The sequence below is a fragment of the Allosphingosinicella sp. genome, from assembly GCF_036402135.1.
Taxonomy (GTDB): Bacteria; Pseudomonadota; Alphaproteobacteria; order Sphingomonadales; family Sphingomonadaceae; genus Allosphingosinicella.
In genome coordinates this window covers 1-15,526 of record NZ_DASWTN010000026.1, presented here as the reverse complement: position 1 = coordinate 15,526, position 15,526 = coordinate 1, and the positions used below count along the sequence as shown (strand labels likewise).

The following is a 15,526-nucleotide window of genomic DNA, read 5'->3' as shown; positions in this document are numbered from 1 at the left end:
CGCCCAACAGGCGGAGGCGTGGCGGGTTCCTAGGCCCAGTGCCGGGCATAGCGGGCGCCGATGGTGGTCAGCAGCTCATATTGGGAGAGGCCGGACTGAGCCGATGCGCGCGGCAGGTCGAAATCGAGCTCCACCCAATCCCCCTCCCCGACGTCGGACGCGGCATCGGCGTTGACGGCGGTCAGATCCATCGACACGCGGCCGACGACCGGCAGGAAGATGTCGCCCAGCTTCGCCTGCCCACTATTTGAGAAGCCGCGGAGATAGCCGTCCGCATAGCCGATGTTGAGGATGGCGAGCTCAAGTTCCCGTTCCGTCGTGAACGTGGCGTTATAGCCGACGCTGTCACCCGGGCCGACACGGCGCCGCTGCACCACCTGAGCCTCGACCCTCACCACCTGACGAATATGTCCCTCCGCCTCCGGCCGCGGAATACCACCGTACAGGGCCAGGCCCGGCCGCGTTAGGGCGAAGGCGTAGTGTTCGCCAAGGCAGATGCCGGCGCTGTTGGCGAGGCTGACGCGCTCAGCCTGCACCTTCGGCGCAAGCGTGAGGAGGGCTTCGCGCTGCTGATCGTTCATCGCCACATCTTCGTCGGCGCAGGCGAGATGGCTCATAAGGGTTTCGATGCGGAGGCCGTCCAGCAGCCCTTCCATCACCTCACCGGGCGAAAGGCCAAGGCGGTTGATGCCGGTGTCGATCATCACGTCGCAGGGCCGCCCCTCCCCCATCTCCTTCCAGCGGCGAACCTGAACCGGCGTGTTCAGCACTGGCCGCGCCGGCATGCCGATCGCATGCGGCAGGTCCTCCTCCGCCACGCCGTGGAGCACGGATACGGAGACACCCTCGGCGAATGGCAGCAAAGCTTCCGCTTCAGCCCAAGTGGTGACGAAGAAATCGCGGCAGCCGGCCTCGGCTAGCGTCTGCATTGCCTCCTTAGCGCCGATACCGTAGCCGTTCGCCTTGATCGCGGCGCCGCAGGCGGCGCGCCCGCTCATCTTCGCCAGCCAGCGCCAGTTGGAGGCGAGCGCCTGCCGGTCGATATGCAGGCGAAGGGGCGAGTGGGGCAGCGTCACGCCACCGCGGATAACGCCCGCTGCAGGCTTAGTCCAATTCCTTGCCAGAGGTTTCCGGGAGCCAAAAGAAGGTGACGACGAGGGTCATCGCGACCACGCCGATCGTGTACCAAAGGCCGGCGAACGGATCGCCGGTCTTCGCCACGATATATTGGCTGATGAAGGGCAGGAAGCCGCCAAAATAGCCGGTGCCGATATGATAGGGCACGGACATGGACGTGTAGCGCACTCGCGCCGGGAACAGCTCGACCAGCAGGGCCGCCACCGGCCCGAAGGTCATACCAGACAGCATGCCGATGATGACGATCGCAAGCACCACCTGCGCCGCCTGGGCGAAGCTTGGAACCGTTTTGGCGGTCTTGTAGCCAGCCCCTTCCAGTGCCGCATCGAGCGCCGCGGGATCGGCTGCATCCACCGCAGTGCCGCCGATGGTGAGCGCCGGGGCTGCGCCGGCCGCGCCTTCCGTCGTCGAATAGGCGACGCCCTTCTTCGAAAGCACATCTAGCACGCGGCCGCACGCCGTCTCCTGCCCCTTCGAGGCGAACGGATCGTAGCGGCAGTCGCTTCCCGTCACGACGATAGGGCTCCGCTCCATCGCGGCGGATAGTTCCGGATTGGCGGCAGCGGCCATCCAGTGAAAGAGCGGGAACATGAGGAGGAGCGTCAACGCGTAGCCGATCACGATCGGCTTCTTCCGCCCAACCTTGTCCGACAGCCAGCCGAACAGGATGAACCAGAAGACGCTGAACATGGCGGCGATGCCGATCATCAGCCGCGCCGCATTGTCGTCGATGCGAAGCGTGTTCTGCAGGAAATAGAGCGCCTGGAACTGGGCCGTGTACCAGATGACCGTAAGGCCGGCGGCAATGCCGAACAAGGCGACCAGCACCAGCTTAAGCTTCGGCCAGCTGTCGAAGCTTTCCTTCACCGGATTCTTCGCGCATTCGCCCGCTTCCTTGATCGCCTGAAAGACCGGGCTTTCCTTCAGCTTCAGCCGCACCCACAGAGAGATGCCGAGCAGCACGAGCGAGAAAAGGAATGGCACGCGCCATCCCCATGCCTCCCACTGAATCGGATCCACGAACGCGTTCGACGTCAGCACGACGATGACGCTCAGCAGGAAGCCGCCGATCACGCTCGCCTGGATGAAGCTGGTGTAGAAGCCGCGCTTATTCTTCGGCGCATGCTCGGCCACGTAAATGGCCGCGCCGCCATATTCGCCGCCGAGCGCCAGCCCCTGCAGGAGCCGGCAGATGACGAGCAGGATCGGCGCCGCGATGCCGATCTGCGCATAGGTTGGAAGCAGGCCAACCGCAGCGGTGGCGAGGCCCATCAAGGTGATAGTGACAAGGAAGGTATATTTGCGCCCCAGCTTGTCGCCGAGATAGCCGAACAGGATCGCGCCGAGCGGACGGACGCCGAAGCCAGCGCCGAAAGTCGCGAGGGCAAGGAGAAAGCCCGCCGTCTCGCTCGCCGCAGGGAAGAAGAGCTTGGCGATGACGGCAGCCAGCGTGCCGTAGATGAAGAAGTCGTACCATTCGAAAACAGTACCGAGCGAGGACGCCAGAATGACCAACCGGTCCCGCTTCGCATCCACGACATAGTCACCGGCAACGGCGGTCGCCATCGTCTTCCCCCTCCAGATTTTTGTCGGAGACTAGGCGGGGGTCCGGCGGCGGAGCAAGCTAGAATAAACGGAAGCCGTTCGGCACAGGCTTGTCCGGCGCGATCAGCACCACGGCGCCTTCCGCGTCCGGAAAGCCCAATGTCAGCACTTCGGACATGAAGGGGCCGATCTGGCGCGGCGGAAAATTCACCACCGCCGCCACCTGCCGGCCGATCAACTCTTCGGGCGTGTAGTGAACGGTGATCTGCGCGCTGGATCGCTTGACGCCGATCTCGTCTCCGAAATCGATCCTAAGCTTGAAGGCGGGCTTCCGCGCCTCCGGGAACGGATCGACTTCGATCACTGTGCCGACACGTATGTCGACCGCCATGAACTGATCGAAGTCGATCTGCCCGCTCATGGCTCAGCTCGAATAATACATGTCATATTCGACCGGGCTAGGAGTCATTTCCCACCGGAGCTGCTCTTCCCACTTGAGCTCGATATAGGCGTCGATCTGATCGTCGGTGAACACGTCGCCGCGGGTCAGGAAGGCGCGGTCGTTCTGGAGCGACACCAGAGCCTCGCGAAGACTTCCGCAGACGGTGGGGACGTTGACCAGCTCCTGCGGCGGCAGATCGTAGAGGTTCTTGTCCATCGGGTCGCCCGGATGGATGCGGTTCTGGATGCCGTCTAGGCCGGCCATCAGGATCGCCGCATAGCAGAGATAGGGATTGGCGAGCGCGTCCGGGAAGCGGAATTCGACGCGGCGCGACTTCTCGCCGGTGCCGTAGGGAATGCGGCAGGAAGCGGAGCGGTTGCGGCTCGAATAAGCGAGCAAAACCGGCGCTTCGAAGCCCGGCACCAGGCGCTTGTAGCTGTTGGTGGTGGGATTGGTGAAGGCGTTGAGCGCCTTCGCATGCTTCACGACGCCGCCGATGAAGAACAGCGCGGTTTCCGACAGGCCCGCATAGCCGTTGCCGGCGAAGAGCGGCTTCGACCCGTTCCAGATCGAGATGTGGGTGTGCATCCCCGAGCCGTTATCCTTGGCGATCGGCTTCGGCATGAAGGTCGCCGTCTTGCCGTAGGCATGGGCGACCATGTGCACGACGTACTTGTAGATCTGCATGCGGTCGGCGGTTTCGACGAGCTTGCCGAACGTCATGCCGAGCTCGTGCTGGCTGGCGGCCACCTCATGATGGTGCTTGTCCATCGGCAGGCCCATCTCGATCATGGTCGAAACCATCTCGGCGCGGATGTCGACGGCGCTGTCGACCGGCGCGACGGGGAAATAGCCGCCCTTGGCGCGCGGGCGGTGGGCGAGGTTCCCCATCTCATATTCGCGGCCGGTGTTGGTCGGCAGCTCGATGTCGTCGATACGGAAGTAGCTGGCATTGTAGCCGTCCTCGAAACGGACATCGTCGAACATGAAGAATTCGGCTTCCGGGCCGACATAGACGGTGTCGCCGATGCCGGTCGTCTGCAGATAGGCCTCGGCGCGCTTGGCGGTGCTGCGCGGGTCGCGGGCGTAAAGCTCGCCGGTGCCGGGATCGACCACGTCGCAGAAGAGGATCAGCATCGGGGTGGCGCTGAACGGATCTACGTAGACGGCGTCGAGGTCGGGCCTCAGCACCATGTCGCTTTCATTAATCGCCTTCCAGCCGGCGATTGAGGAGCCGTCGAACATGAAGCCGTCGGTAAGCTGGTCCTCGTCGATCAGGCCCGCGCACATGGAAAGATGCTGCCACTTGCCCTTGGGATCGGTGAAGCGGAGGTCCACCCACTCGATCTCCTGCTCCTTGATCATGCCAAGGATCTTGCCCGCGTCGTTCGCCATGTCTTGCCTCCGCTCGGTTGCTGCCGCGACTCTTGGAGCCGCTTCCCCTCCTCCTTCGGAGAGACGAAGGCCGCGCGTCCAGAGGCGTCAGGCGGATTGTGAATAATTCACGTGGGGCCGCTGGATCAGAACTGGCGACGCTGGGCCGAAATCAACATCCGGAGGAGCATCGCGACCGGCCGCGGCACCCCGACCTTGCCCTCGAGCCACAGGCTCACCGCCGAACGCGAAACGCCGATCGCTGCGGCAAGATCGTTCTGCGTCTTGTAGCCGAGCGTCCGCATGGCCGCACGCAGCTCGCCGGGGGACATTGAAGCTAAGCGAGGATCGTCCACTATCTCTGCCTAGCCCCCTGCCCGCGTCAAAGTACCACTTTGACGCGATCTATATCGCGTCGGAATCCCGCTCGCCGGTGCGGATACGGACCGCCTGCTCGACCGACATCACGAAGATCTTACCGTCGCCGATCCGGCCGGTGTGGGCGGCATTGGCGATGGCTTCGACCGCGCGTTCGGCGAGCCCATCCTCCACCACCACCTCGATCTTCACCTTGGGAAGGAAGTCGATCACATATTCGGCGCCCCGGTAGAGCTCCGTATGCCCCTTCTGCCGGCCGAAGCCCTTAGCTTCGGTGACGGTGATGCCGGACACGCCGATCTCAGTCAGCGCCTCCTTCACATCGTCGAGCTTGAACGGCTTGATGACGGCTTCGACCTTCTTCACGCGAATCCCCGCTTCTGTCCTGCGCACGCGAAGATAGCCGCCGCGGGGGCCCACGCAAGGACCGGAACCCAGCCCCGGCATGCCCGTTCACCTGCAAACTTTCGAAGGAGCGAGACATGCCCACCCCCGCGGAGCTGGAAGCCAAGTTCTGGAAGGCGCTGAAGTCCGACATGACGATGATGCTCGGCCTCGACGGCGAGGAAGGCGGCCACACCCGCCCGATGACCGCCCAGTTCGACGAGGAAAGGAGCCCGATCTGGTTCTTCACCGCCAAGGACAATGCGCTGGTCGAGACGCTTCAGGGCGGCAGCGGCCGCGCCATCGGGACTTTCGCCTCCAAAGGCCACGACATCTTCGCCGCCGTCCAAGGCACGCTTCGCGAGGATACCGACCGCGCCGTGGTCGACCGTCTCTGGAATCCCTTCGCCGCCGCCTGGTATGAAGAAGGCAAAGACGATCCGAAGCTCGCCCTCCTCCGCCTCGATGCGGAAAGCGCCGAAATATGGGAGAACGGCAACAGCCTCGTCGCCGGCGTCAAGGCGTTGCTCGGCGTCGATCCCAAGAAGGATTATCAAAATAAAGTGGCGGAGGTGTCGCTGAGCTAAAGGCTTGGCGCCGCTTCAGTCTGGAAATGTTCCGTTCGCAAGCCTATCTTGTCACCGTCGTGACGAGAGTGGGCAGCGTATGACATCCGGGCTTATCGCCTATCTGGATTCGGTGAAGGCGCGGGACCCCGCCGCCCGGTCGCGGTGGGAGATCCTGCTCTATCCGGGCGTGCTAGCGCTGGCGCTGCACCGCGCCGCGCACTGGCTTTACAAGGGCGAGCTCTATTTCCTCGCCCGCCTCGTCAACCATATTTCCCGCTTCCTCACCGCCATCGATATCCATCCGGGTGCAGTGATCGGCCGCAATTTCTTCATCGATCACGGCTTTACTGTGGTCGGCGAAAGCGCGGAGATCGGGGACGACGTCACCATCTACCAGAACGTCACGCTGGGCGGCACCAACCCGGCCAACGGCGTCCCCGGCAAGCGGCACCCGACGATCGGCGACGGTGTCATCATCGGCTCGGGCGCGCAGGTGCTGGGGCCGATCACAGTCGGCGCCCGCGCCCGCATCGGCGCCAATGCGGTGGTGACGAAGGATGTGCCGGAAGGCGCGACGATGATCGGCATCCCCGCGCGGTCGACACTCGTCGAGGCCGAGCAATATGCGAAGGACTTCATGCCTTACGGCACGCCTTGCAGCGAGATGTTCGATCCGGCGACGCAGAAGCTCGAAATCCTCAAATGTGAGGTGGAGCAGCTCCGCCGGCGGCTTGAAGAGCTGACCGGCGAGCAGAGGCAGGAGCGCGACACCGCCTGATGGGCAGCGTCCACCCTTTTCCGGCATCGAAAGCGGCGGGTGCGCAGACCGGCTTCGACCGGGCCGAAATCATGCGCATCACCGACCTTTATGGCCGAATGGTCGCCGCCGGCTTCTGGAAGGATTATGCGATCGATTTTGGCCGCGACGCCGCGTCCTTCTGGGCATTCCGCCGCACCGCCGAGCGTCCCGAATATAAGATCGAGAAGCGCCCGGCCCTTCGCGGCAAGCAGGGCATGTGGGCGCTGATCGGCGAGAACGGACAGATATTGAAACGGGGCCATGAACTCGGCCCCATTCTCGCGCCCATCGAAAGGCGACTCCTGAAGCTCGTGAGCGGCTGACACTCAGCCGCCCACTTTTAGGCTACGTAGCCGCCGCCATGACCGGTCCGCGGTCCACCACCGGCAGCTTGGTCTGGAGTGTCGCGGGAAGTGTCCGCACCACGCCGCGCCGTGCCGAGTGCCAGAAGGCCGAGAGCAGCAGCAGGGCCGACCCGATCACCAATGCAGTCAACGCGAAGCTCAGCTCCACCGCACCGTAGTTCTGGAACAGCTGGTTAAGCGCATAGAGCACATAGGCGAGCGCCGAGACGAGCAGAGCGCGCCGGTCGATGGCAAGGGCGGTGAAGCCCAGAGCCAGGTAGAGGGCAATCACCAGGAACGCCTCGCCCGTTGACGCCGTACCTTCGGTGAGCCCGAGCAGCACGAACACCGGATGCACGATCAATGGGGCCGACAGCAGGTGGAGCCAGAAAGCCACGTCCGAACGCCGCGTCTGCCGCGTCGGATCGGATGCATCCCACCACATGGCGAACAGAAACACGCCGACGCCGAGCAGAAGCGCGAAGCCGAGCATGATATTCTCGAGCTGCGGCGTATCGCCCACGGCAGCAGCGATCAGCGCGAGAACAAGACCAACAACCGCCGCCGCGCCTGCCGCAATCGTGATCGGTACACGGAAACGCTTCCAGTGGAGCCAGGCCGCTGCCGTAGCGACCGCCGCTGCGCCGGCGAGCACCAGCCCGCCGAGCGTTGCGTTATTGTCGAAATTCTCTTCGCCCACGGCCAGTACCAATGTGAAGCCGGCCGTAGCGAACACGCCGCCGACGAAAGCGAGCAGCAACAATATGCTTGGCAACGCCATGCGGCGCTTTCTGGTGAAGAACTCGGCGAGCCCCCAGGCAGCGGCCGCAACGAGAAGCCCCATCATCGGCGACGGTCCATTGCCCTCGATCTTCGGCCCGATCGACTGGCCGATCCAGGCCAGCGCCACCAGCAGGATCACCGCCGCGATCGACACGAAGATGTCGTTGAAGCCGGTGAGCAGCCGGAAATGCTCCTCATCGACCGCCGGGGCGGCGCGGCTGCCCGCGACGTAGTCCCTGAACTTCTGCGCCTGCTCCGCTGACAGCGCCCCCGCAGCCACCGCAGCCTCCAGATCCGTCTCTGAATACATGGATTTCTCCTCCCTGAGCGAGGAGGCATAACAGAACTGTATTATATTTACAATACAGCTGCCGAAGATCAGCCGCCCTGCAGCTTCTTCAGGATCAGCATCGCCTGCTCCGCGCCCGATTGCGGCACGATCTCGCCGCTGCGGTCGCTGATCATGTCCCAGTTGGCTGCGACTTCCTCCACGGTGCGCCGGCCCTCCGGCAGCGCATAGCCGGGCGTGAGGGTCACATAGGCCGCCTGCACGACGCCCGCACCGGCGCCGACGATGGCGTTGGTCGGCGCATCGTCTGACACAAGAAAGAGCGCAGCGGGAACGACGTTGTCGGGATTGAAGGCGGCCGTCATCTCCGGCGGGAAGATGTCGTTGGTCATCCGCGTCGCTGCAGTCGGCGCAAGCGTGTTCACCTTCACATTGTACTTCGCGCCTTCGAGCGACAGCGTCTTGGCGAAACCCAGCAGGCCGAGCTTCGCGGCACCGTAATTAGACTGGCCAAAATTGCCGTAGAGGCCGGTCGAGCTGCTGGTCATCAGGACGCGGCCATAGGCCTGCTCCTTCATCAGGTCCCACACAGCACGCGTGGCATTGGCGGAGCCGATCAGGTGCACGTCCACGACGGCGCGGAAATCCTCCATGCTCATCTTGGAGAAGCTCTTGTCGCGGAGGATGCCGGCATTGTTGATGAGGATATGGACGCCGCCCCAACGGTCCTGCGCCTCCGCAACCATGGCCGTCACCTGCCCCTTGTCGGTGACGCTGGCGCCGTTCGCCATGGCAGTGCCGCCTGCCGCTTCGATTTCCGCCACCACCTTGGCCGCAGCATCCGAATGGCCGGAGCCATCGCGGGCGCCGCCGAGGTCGTTCACCACCACCTTCGCGCCGCGCCGTGCAAGCTCCAGCGCATAGGCGCGGCCGAGGCCGCCGCCGGCGCCGGTGACGATCGCAACCTTGTCCTGAAAGCTAATTGTCATGCCTGCCCCTTCCGCTCACTCGTGGCGGGCTTCATGGCAGAAGCGGGAGCGGCGCGACAGGCGCAAAAACACGCTCATCCGGCAGCGGGCAGCGCCGCCGGAAGGAGCGTCAGGAAGGACCCTGCCTTAGCGGCGAACGCCGCGTTCGGAGGTCTGGACGCAGCCGTCCGTCATGTCCTTCGTGCAGGGCGGATAAGTCTTGGTGCTCGCCTGCGTGGCGAAAACCGCGCTCTGGTTCGGAGCGGCTACGACCTGCGCGCCCGGCTGAACGGTAACCGCTTGGTTGGCGCCCGAGGGAGCAGTGGCCGGAGCCGACACGACCGGAATGCCGCGAGCATCGCGCTCGGGGGCATTGTTGCCGGGGGCGACGGTCTGCTGGGCGATTGCGGCGCTGCCGGCGACGAGCGCGGCGGCGAAAATTGCGAGTTTCATCAACGTCCTCCATTATATCAGCCGCCTTCGGGGAAAGGCGACGCCTGACCTAAACGTGGACGAAACGAAATTTCTCCATCAGCAGCAAAGAAGCCTAGAGCCGGCCTTCGCTGTCGAGCGCGTAACCGGCTGAACGGACGGTGCGGATAATGTCGGCTTTTCCGCCTTCGTTGATGGCCTTTCGGAGGCGCCGGATATGGACGTCCACCGTGCGCGGCTCGATGTCGCTGTCATGGCCCCAGACGCTGTCCAGCAGCCGCTCGCGCGAAAAGACGCGGCCGGGATGTTCCAGGAAATGCCGGAGCAGGCGGAATTCGGTGGGTCCGAGCGCCACGCCTTCCCCGCCCCGTTTCACCTTGTGAGAGACGATATCCATCTCGATGTCGGCATATTTGAGCTGTTCGCCCGCAAGCGCCGGGCGGACACGGCGAAGCACGGCCCCCACCCGCGCCATCAGCTCGCGGGGGCTGAACGGCTTCGCAATATAATCGTCCGCGCCGGTTTCAAAGCCGCGGAGGCGGTCTTCCTCCTCGCCGCGCGCTGTCAGCATGATGATCGGCACGTTAGCCGTGCCTGGCTGGCGGCGGAGACGACGGCACACTTCAATGCCCGACGTGCCCTCGATCATCCAGTCTAGAAGGACGAGGTCCGGGGCGCGTTCTTCCGCAAGCAAGAGCGCCTCGTCGCCGTCGCGCGTGCGTTCGACCTCGAACTCCTCGCGCTCCAGATTGTAGACGAGGAGCTCGGCGAGCGCGTCGTCATCCTCGACCAGGAGGATGCGGCCCTTAGCCATCGGTCCTGTCGGAGCGGATCGGGTCTTCGCCCTTCGGGCGCTCCGCCATCTGCTCGCCGGTGGCTGCGAAATAGACCATTTCGGCGAGATTGGTGCTGTGGTCGCCGATCCGCTCCAGATTCTTCGCGATAAAGAGGAGGTGCGTCGCGGGCGTGATGTTGTTCGGGCTCTCCATCATGAAAGTGAGGAGGGTCCGGAAGATCGAATTGTAGAAATCGTCCACCGCGCGGTCGCGTTCGCACACCGCGATTGCCTTTTCGGCATCGCGGGCGGCGAAAGCGTCCAGCACATTGTGGACCATCTCGCTGACGATCCGCGCCATTTCAGGGAGGAGCGACAGCGGCTCGATCTTGGCCGTCGTCTCCACCACATGCACACGCTTGGCGATGTTCTTGGCATAGTCGCCGATCCGCTCGACAATGCCGGCGATTTTAAGGGCCGCGACCACTTCGCGAAGGTCGTCGGCCATCGGCGCCCGAAGCGCGATGAGCTTCACCGCGGCGCGTTCCACTTCCATTTCCAGCGCATCGATCTTCTTGTCGGCCGCGACCACCTGGTCGGCCGCGGTCGTGTCCCGCTGCACCAGCGCGCGCATCGCCTTGCCGATCGCATCTTCGGCAAGTCCGCCCATTTCGGCAATGGACGCGCGAAGCTGGTCGAGATCCTCGTCGAATGCCTTGACGGTATGTCCGGTCGCCATACGCTCTACTCCTTAGCCGTACCGGCCGGTGATGTAGTCTTTGGTCCGCGTCTCGCGCGGATTGGTGAAGATTTCGGACGTGTCGCCATATTCGACGAGGTGGCCGAGATGAAAGAAGGCCGTGCGCTGCGAAACGCGCGCCGCCTGCTGCATGTTGTGGGTGACGATAACGATCGCATAGCGGCCGCGAAGCTCGTGAATCAGCTCCTCGATCTTGGCGGTGGCGATCGGGTCGAGCGCCGAGCAGGGCTCGTCCATCAGGATGACTTCCGGATCCACCGCAATCGCGCGGGCGATGCAGAGCCTTTGCTGCTGGCCGCCTGAAAGCGCCGTGCCACTCTCGTTGAGCCGGTCCTTCACCTCGTCCCAGAGACCCGCGCGCTTCAGCGACTTTTCCACGATCTCGTCCAGCTTCGCCTTGTTCGGCGCGAGGCCATGAATGCGGGGGCCGTAGGCGACATTCTCGTAGATCGACTTCGGGAAGGGGTTCGGCTTCTGGAACACCATGCCGACGCGGGCGCGGAGCTGCACCACGTCCATGCCGGAGGCGTAAATATCCTCGCTGTCGAGCTCGATACGTCCCTCGACCCGCGCATTGGAGATGGTGTCGTTCATGCGGTTAAGGGTACGGAGGAACGTCGACTTGCCGCAGCCGGACGGGCCGATAAAGGCCGTCACATTTTCCTGGCTGATGTCGATCGAGACATTATCGATCGCTTTCTTCTCGCCGTAGAAGACGCTGACGTCACGAGCCGTCATCTTCGGCTGCGCATCGTTGCGGTGGCTCGCATGCTGTGCGGCGGCGAGGTCGTTCATGGTCATGTCGGTCATATAATTCACCAGCGCCGCTCGAATTTGTTGCGAAGATAGATGGCAAGGCCGTTCATCGCGAGAAGGAAAACGAGAAGGACGATGATCGCGGCGGACGTCTTTTCGACGAACCCCCGGCTGACTTCGTCCGACCAGAGGAAGATCTGCACCGGCAGCACCGTCGCGGGATCGGTGATTCCGCCCGGGGGCGATGCGATGAAGGCGCGCATGCCGATCATCAGCAGCGGCGCCGTCTCGCCGAGCGCGCGGGCCATGCCGATGATAGTGCCGGTGAGGATGCCGGGAAGGGCCAGCGGCAGCACATGGTGAAAGACCACTTGCACACGGCTTGCGCCGACGCCGAGCGCCGCATCGCGGATCGAGGGCGGCACGGACTTGATCGCGTTCCGGCCGGCGATGACGATCACCGGCATGGTCATCAGCGCAAGCGTGATGCCACCGACCAGCGGCGCCGAGCGCGGCAGGTGCATGAAATTCAGGAACACAGCGAGGCCGAGCAGGCCGAAGATGATCGACGGCACCGCGGCGAGGTTGTTGATCGACACTTCAATGAGGTCGGTCCAGCGGTTACGCGGCGCATATTCCTCAAGGTAGATGGCGGAAAGGACGCCGATCGGGAAGGCAAGCGCCAGCGTCACCAGCATGGTGAGGAGCGAGCCCTTGAACGCGCCCCAGATGCCGACGCTGGTCGGCTCCGTCGCGTCCGAGCTGGACAGGAAGTGGCTGTTGAAGGCGGTTCGGACCGCATCCCGCTGCTGAAGCTGGCCGTAGAGCCGTTCGTCCTCGGGCGCGGCATCCGTCTTGGCGGCGAGATCGATGTTGCCCGACGCCGGAAGCCAGAAGCTCTGGCTGCGGCTGAGGATCGCGGGTTCCTCAAGGATCGCCTCGCGGACGCGTAGCCACGCGCCTTCGGCAAGAAGATTGCCGCCGCCGCTGCCATATTGGCGTTCGGCCGCGGTGCGCACGGCCGCGTCGATGTCGGCGGTCGCAAGCGTCGCCTCGGCGCTCGGCCCCTCCAAAGTCGCGGGATCGAGGAACAGCGCGCTTCCTGGAAAATCGATCTCGACCTTCACCTGCGCCTGCGTGAACCCGCGCGCGCCATTCGACACCATCGTGAACAGAAGAAACGCAAGAAACGCCGCCGACAGCAGAACCGCCGCGAGGCCGATCAGCTTGAAGCGCCGCTCGGCCGCATAGCGGCGGCGAATGCGCTGCTGCATCGCATTGCCCTTCCAATCGGTGGGCGCGCGGAGGGCGGCGTCACTCATAGGCTTCGCGATACTTTTTGACGACGCGGAGCGCGACGATGTTGAGGAGCAGGGTGACGATGAACAGCACCAGCCCGAGGGCGAAGGCGGCGAGCGTCTTGGCGCTGTCGAATTCCTGATCCCCGGTCAGAAGCTGGACGATCTGCGTCGTGACTGTCGTCACGCTTTGGAACGGGTTAGCCGTCAGGTTCGCCGCAAGGCCCGCCGCCATCACCACGATCATGGTCTCGCCAATGGCGCGGCTGACGGCGAGAAGCACGCCGCCGACCACGCCTGGAAGCGCGGCGGGGACGAGTACCTTCTTGATCGTCTCGGACGTCGTCGCTCCCATGGCGAGGGAGCCGTCGCGCATCGCCTGCGGCACGGCGGCGATGCTGTCGTCGGCCATCGACGAGACGAACGGGATGATCATGATGCCCATGACGAGACCGGCGGCGAGCGCGGATTCGGACGAGGCGCTGATGCCGATCGAGAGGCCGAAGTCGCGCACGGCCGGAGCGACAGTCAGCGCGGCGAAATAGCCGTAGACGACGGTCGGAACGCCGGCGAGGATTTCGAGCAAAGGCTTCATCCAGCTGCGGACGCGCGGGCTCGCATATTGGGTGAGATAGATGGCGCTCATCAACCCGAGCGGGATCGCCACGATCATCGCGATGATCGCGCCGATGAAGACGGTGCCCCAGAAGAGTGGAATGGCGCCGAACGCTCCGGACGAGCCGGCCTGATCGGCGCGGATCGCAGTCTGAGGACTCCAGTTGAGCCCGAACAGGAACTCGACGGGCGATACCCGCGCGAAGAAGCGCAGGGATTCGAACAGCAGCGACAGGACAATGCCGAGCGTCGTCAGGATCGCGATCAGCGAGGCCGTGAGCAGCAGGCCCATCACCAGCCGCTCGACACGGGTGCGGGCACGGAAGCTCGGCGATAATCGCGTGAACGCCCATGCGCCTGCCGCGAAGGCGAGCAGTAACGCGACAGCCATGCCAATCATACCGTAGCGGTTCGACGCTTCCCTATAGACCGGCGCAAGCTGCTCCGCCTGCGGATTGAAGGCTGCCTCGATGCGGCCGTCGGCAAGATCGCGCGCCTCCTGCAGGATGGCGTCCCGCTGCATCTCGAACGGCGGCAGGCTAGCGGCGGCCGGGCTGTCGAGCACCGACTGCATGACGAAACCGCTCGAGAGCGGCCCCCAGACGGCAAGGAAGAGAAGGGCGGGCACTATCGCCCACAGCGCCACATACCAGCCGTGATAATTGGGCAGCGAATGCGAACGTGTTCCATCCACCCCGCGAAACGACACCGCCTTGGCGCGCGCACTGAGCCAGGCGATGGCACCGAGGCCGAGGATCAACAAGGCAATCGCAGTCAGCGACAAGACTTCACCCGTTCTTCAAAAGAGGAGCGCCGGGCGAGCGCGTGATCGGCCCGGCGCTTCTAAGCCTTACTTCAGTTCGGACGCATTCACCGGCGTCAACTGGGTCGCAGCCTGCGTCGCCCTCGCCTGCACATCGGCCGGCGACGGGATAAGGCCGCGCTGGGCGAGATAGCCGCCAGCAGTCCAAGCCTTGGCATATTCCGCCAGGAACTCCTTAATGCCGGGGATCACGTTCACGTGCTCACCCTTCACGTAGAGATAGACCTGACGGGCGCCGGGATATGAAAGATTGCCAATGGTGTTCGCATCGGGCGCAATGCCGCCGAGCGGAATGCCCCGCACCTTGTCCTTGTTGCCTTCAAGGAAGCTGTAACCGAGCACGCCGATGGCGCCCTGATTGCCGGCAACCTTCTGGATGAGAAGGTTGTCGTTCTCGCCCGCTTCGACATAGGCGCCGTCCTCGCGGATCTTGGTGCAGATGTCCTTGTGACGATCGGAGTCGCTCTCCTTCAGCGCCTTCATCTCTGGGTTCTTGTCGCAGCCCTTTTCGAGGATGAGTTCGGCGAAGCTGTCGCGGGTGCCGGATGTCGGCGGCGGGCCGAACACCTGGATGGCGACGGCCGGAAGCGCCGGATTGACGTCCTTCCAGGTCTTGGCGGTGTTCGCCTGACCATACGGGTTGGCGGCGAGCGCCTTGTAGATGTCCTCGACCGTCAGCGAGAAAGCCTGGCCGCCATTCGCCTGAATGAGCGCAAGGCCGTCGATGCCCACCGGCACTTCGATGATCTGCTTCACGCCGTTCTGCTGACAGGTGTCATATTCCGACTTCTTGATCCGCCGCGACGCGTTGGTCATGTCGGGGTGCTGGTCGCCGACGCCGCCGCAGAAGAGTTTCATGCCCGCGCCGGTGCCGGTCGATTCCAGGATCGGCGCCTTGAAGCTGGGGTTGGTCTGCGCAAAGCGCTCAGCCACCGCCTTAGTGAATGGATAGACGGTCGACGAACCGACAATCTGGATCTGCTGCCCCGAAGCTCCGCCCCCGGTGCCGCTGCTGCCGTCGCAGGCGGCGAGTGCAAGCGCGGCGACCGCCGCTG

At 64.1% G+C, this 15,526-nt stretch carries 18 protein-coding genes; 3 read left to right on the top strand and 15 right to left on the bottom strand.

Annotated features, from left to right (window positions below; translation table 11 throughout):
* Positions 1 to 29 precede the first annotated feature (29 nt).
* The 6 genes from alr to VGD10_RS07295 form a co-directional block, all read right to left on the bottom strand.
* Positions 30 to 1,070: an alanine racemase gene (gene alr, locus VGD10_RS07320; protein ID WP_331040165.1), complete on the bottom strand. Its 1,041-nt coding sequence runs from the start codon at positions 1,068 to 1,070 to the stop codon at positions 30 to 32.
* A 34-nt stretch (positions 1,071 to 1,104) separates the two neighbouring features.
* Positions 1,105 to 2,703 (bottom strand): MFS transporter, encoded by a 1,599-nt coding sequence (locus VGD10_RS07315; protein WP_331040151.1) that lies wholly within the window; start codon positions 2,701 to 2,703, stop codon positions 1,105 to 1,107.
* A gap of 58 nt (positions 2,704 to 2,761) precedes the next feature.
* Positions 2,762 to 3,103, bottom strand: a complete 342-nt coding sequence (locus tag VGD10_RS07310; protein WP_331040150.1) for a tRNA-binding protein — start codon at positions 3,101 to 3,103, stop codon at positions 2,762 to 2,764.
* Positions 3,104 to 3,106: 3 nt separating this feature from the next.
* Positions 3,107 to 4,519 carry a type I glutamate--ammonia ligase gene (gene glnA, locus VGD10_RS07305; RefSeq protein WP_331040149.1) on the bottom strand — a complete coding sequence of 471 codons (1,413 nt, stop codon included), beginning with the start codon at positions 4,517 to 4,519 and terminating at the stop codon, positions 3,107 to 3,109.
* 125 nt (positions 4,520 to 4,644) lie between these two features.
* Positions 4,645 to 4,854, bottom strand: a complete 210-nt coding sequence (locus tag VGD10_RS07300) for a helix-turn-helix domain-containing protein (RefSeq protein WP_331040148.1) — start codon at positions 4,852 to 4,854, stop codon at positions 4,645 to 4,647.
* A 49-nt stretch (positions 4,855 to 4,903) separates the two neighbouring features.
* Positions 4,904 to 5,242 carry a P-II family nitrogen regulator gene (locus VGD10_RS07295; RefSeq protein ID WP_331040147.1) on the bottom strand — a complete coding sequence of 113 codons (339 nt, stop codon included), beginning with the start codon at positions 5,240 to 5,242 and terminating at the stop codon, positions 4,904 to 4,906.
* A gap of 116 nt (positions 5,243 to 5,358) precedes the next feature.
* Here VGD10_RS07295 and VGD10_RS07290 point away from each other — a divergent pair, with 116 nt between their 5' ends.
* From VGD10_RS07290 to VGD10_RS07280, 3 genes are all read left to right on the top strand, one after another.
* Positions 5,359 to 5,847, top strand: coding sequence for a pyridoxamine 5'-phosphate oxidase family protein (locus VGD10_RS07290; RefSeq protein ID WP_331040146.1), 489 nt, complete (start codon positions 5,359 to 5,361; stop codon positions 5,845 to 5,847).
* Between the two features lie 79 nt (positions 5,848 to 5,926).
* Positions 5,927 to 6,607 carry a serine O-acetyltransferase EpsC gene (epsC, locus tag VGD10_RS07285; protein ID WP_331040145.1) on the top strand — a complete coding sequence of 227 codons (681 nt, stop codon included), beginning with the start codon at positions 5,927 to 5,929 and terminating at the stop codon, positions 6,605 to 6,607.
* Positions 6,607 to 6,951 carry a DUF2794 domain-containing protein gene (locus VGD10_RS07280; protein WP_331040144.1) on the top strand — a complete coding sequence of 115 codons (345 nt, stop codon included), beginning with the start codon at positions 6,607 to 6,609 and terminating at the stop codon, positions 6,949 to 6,951. Before epsC ends, VGD10_RS07280 begins: the two co-directional genes overlap by 1 nt.
* Before the next feature lie 22 nt (positions 6,952 to 6,973).
* On the opposite strand, the gene VGD10_RS07275 is transcribed toward VGD10_RS07280, so the two are convergent.
* From VGD10_RS07275 to VGD10_RS07235, 9 genes are all read right to left on the bottom strand, one after another.
* On the bottom strand, positions 6,974 to 8,065 hold the full coding sequence (locus VGD10_RS07275) for a hypothetical protein (protein ID WP_331040143.1): 1,092 nt from the start codon (positions 8,063 to 8,065) through the stop codon (positions 6,974 to 6,976).
* 68 nt (positions 8,066 to 8,133) lie between these two features.
* Entirely contained in the window at positions 8,134 to 9,033 is a 900-nt protein-coding gene (locus VGD10_RS07270) for an SDR family NAD(P)-dependent oxidoreductase (protein ID WP_331040142.1), read from the bottom strand.
* Positions 9,034 to 9,159: 126 nt separating this feature from the next.
* The gene (locus VGD10_RS07265; protein WP_331040141.1) at positions 9,160 to 9,465 is read right to left on the bottom strand and encodes a hypothetical protein; all 306 of its coding nucleotides are present in this window, start codon (positions 9,463 to 9,465) and stop codon (positions 9,160 to 9,162) included.
* Between the two features lie 94 nt (positions 9,466 to 9,559).
* Positions 9,560 to 10,258 carry a phosphate regulon transcriptional regulator PhoB gene (gene phoB / locus VGD10_RS07260; RefSeq protein ID WP_331040140.1) on the bottom strand — a complete coding sequence of 233 codons (699 nt, stop codon included), beginning with the start codon at positions 10,256 to 10,258 and terminating at the stop codon, positions 9,560 to 9,562.
* On the bottom strand, positions 10,251 to 10,958 hold the full coding sequence (phoU, locus tag VGD10_RS07255; protein ID WP_331040139.1) for a phosphate signaling complex protein PhoU: 708 nt from the start codon (positions 10,956 to 10,958) through the stop codon (positions 10,251 to 10,253). Before phoU ends, phoB begins: the two co-directional genes overlap by 8 nt.
* Before the next feature lie 12 nt (positions 10,959 to 10,970).
* Positions 10,971 to 11,789, bottom strand: coding sequence for a phosphate ABC transporter ATP-binding protein PstB (gene pstB, locus VGD10_RS07250; RefSeq protein ID WP_414639510.1), 819 nt, complete (start codon positions 11,787 to 11,789; stop codon positions 10,971 to 10,973).
* A 5-nt stretch (positions 11,790 to 11,794) separates the two neighbouring features.
* Positions 11,795 to 13,057 (bottom strand): phosphate ABC transporter permease PstA, encoded by a 1,263-nt coding sequence (pstA, locus tag VGD10_RS07245; RefSeq protein ID WP_331040138.1) that lies wholly within the window; start codon positions 13,055 to 13,057, stop codon positions 11,795 to 11,797.
* Positions 13,050 to 14,432: a phosphate ABC transporter permease subunit PstC gene (gene pstC, locus VGD10_RS07240; protein ID WP_331040137.1), complete on the bottom strand. Its 1,383-nt coding sequence runs from the start codon at positions 14,430 to 14,432 to the stop codon at positions 13,050 to 13,052. The genes pstA and pstC overlap by 8 nt, the downstream gene beginning before the upstream one ends.
* 66 nt (positions 14,433 to 14,498) lie before the next feature.
* A partial coding sequence (locus VGD10_RS07235; RefSeq protein ID WP_331040136.1) for a substrate-binding domain-containing protein occupies positions 14,499 to 15,526 on the bottom strand: 1,028 nt, incomplete at its 5' end.

Coding starts and splice junctions, on each gene's coding strand:
- VGD10_RS07315 (WP_331040151.1), bottom strand. CDS start 2,703: ATGGCGACCGCCGTTGCCGGTGACTATGTCGTGGATGCGAAGCGGGAC.
- VGD10_RS07310 (WP_331040150.1), bottom strand. CDS start 3,103: ATGAGCGGGCAGATCGACTTCGATCAGTTCATGGCGGTCGACATACGT.
- glnA (WP_331040149.1), bottom strand. CDS start 4,519: ATGGCGAACGACGCGGGCAAGATCCTTGGCATGATCAAGGAGCAGGAG.
- VGD10_RS07290 (WP_331040146.1), top strand. CDS start 5,359: ATGCCCACCCCCGCGGAGCTGGAAGCCAAGTTCTGGAAGGCGCTGAAG.
- epsC (WP_331040145.1), top strand. CDS start 5,927: ATGACATCCGGGCTTATCGCCTATCTGGATTCGGTGAAGGCGCGGGAC.
- VGD10_RS07280 (WP_331040144.1), top strand. CDS start 6,607: ATGGGCAGCGTCCACCCTTTTCCGGCATCGAAAGCGGCGGGTGCGCAG.
- VGD10_RS07275 (WP_331040143.1), bottom strand. CDS start 8,065: ATGTATTCAGAGACGGATCTGGAGGCTGCGGTGGCTGCGGGGGCGCTG.
- VGD10_RS07270 (WP_331040142.1), bottom strand. CDS start 9,033: ATGACAATTAGCTTTCAGGACAAGGTTGCGATCGTCACCGGCGCCGGC.
- VGD10_RS07265 (WP_331040141.1), bottom strand. CDS start 9,465: ATGAAACTCGCAATTTTCGCCGCCGCGCTCGTCGCCGGCAGCGCCGCA.
- phoB (WP_331040140.1), bottom strand. CDS start 10,258: ATGGCTAAGGGCCGCATCCTCCTGGTCGAGGATGACGACGCGCTCGCC.
- phoU (WP_331040139.1), bottom strand. CDS start 10,958: ATGGCGACCGGACATACCGTCAAGGCATTCGACGAGGATCTCGACCAG.
- pstB (WP_414639510.1), bottom strand. CDS start 11,789: ATGACCGACATGACCATGAACGACCTCGCCGCCGCACAGCATGCGAGC.
- pstA (WP_331040138.1), bottom strand. CDS start 13,057: ATGAGTGACGCCGCCCTCCGCGCGCCCACCGATTGGAAGGGCAATGCG.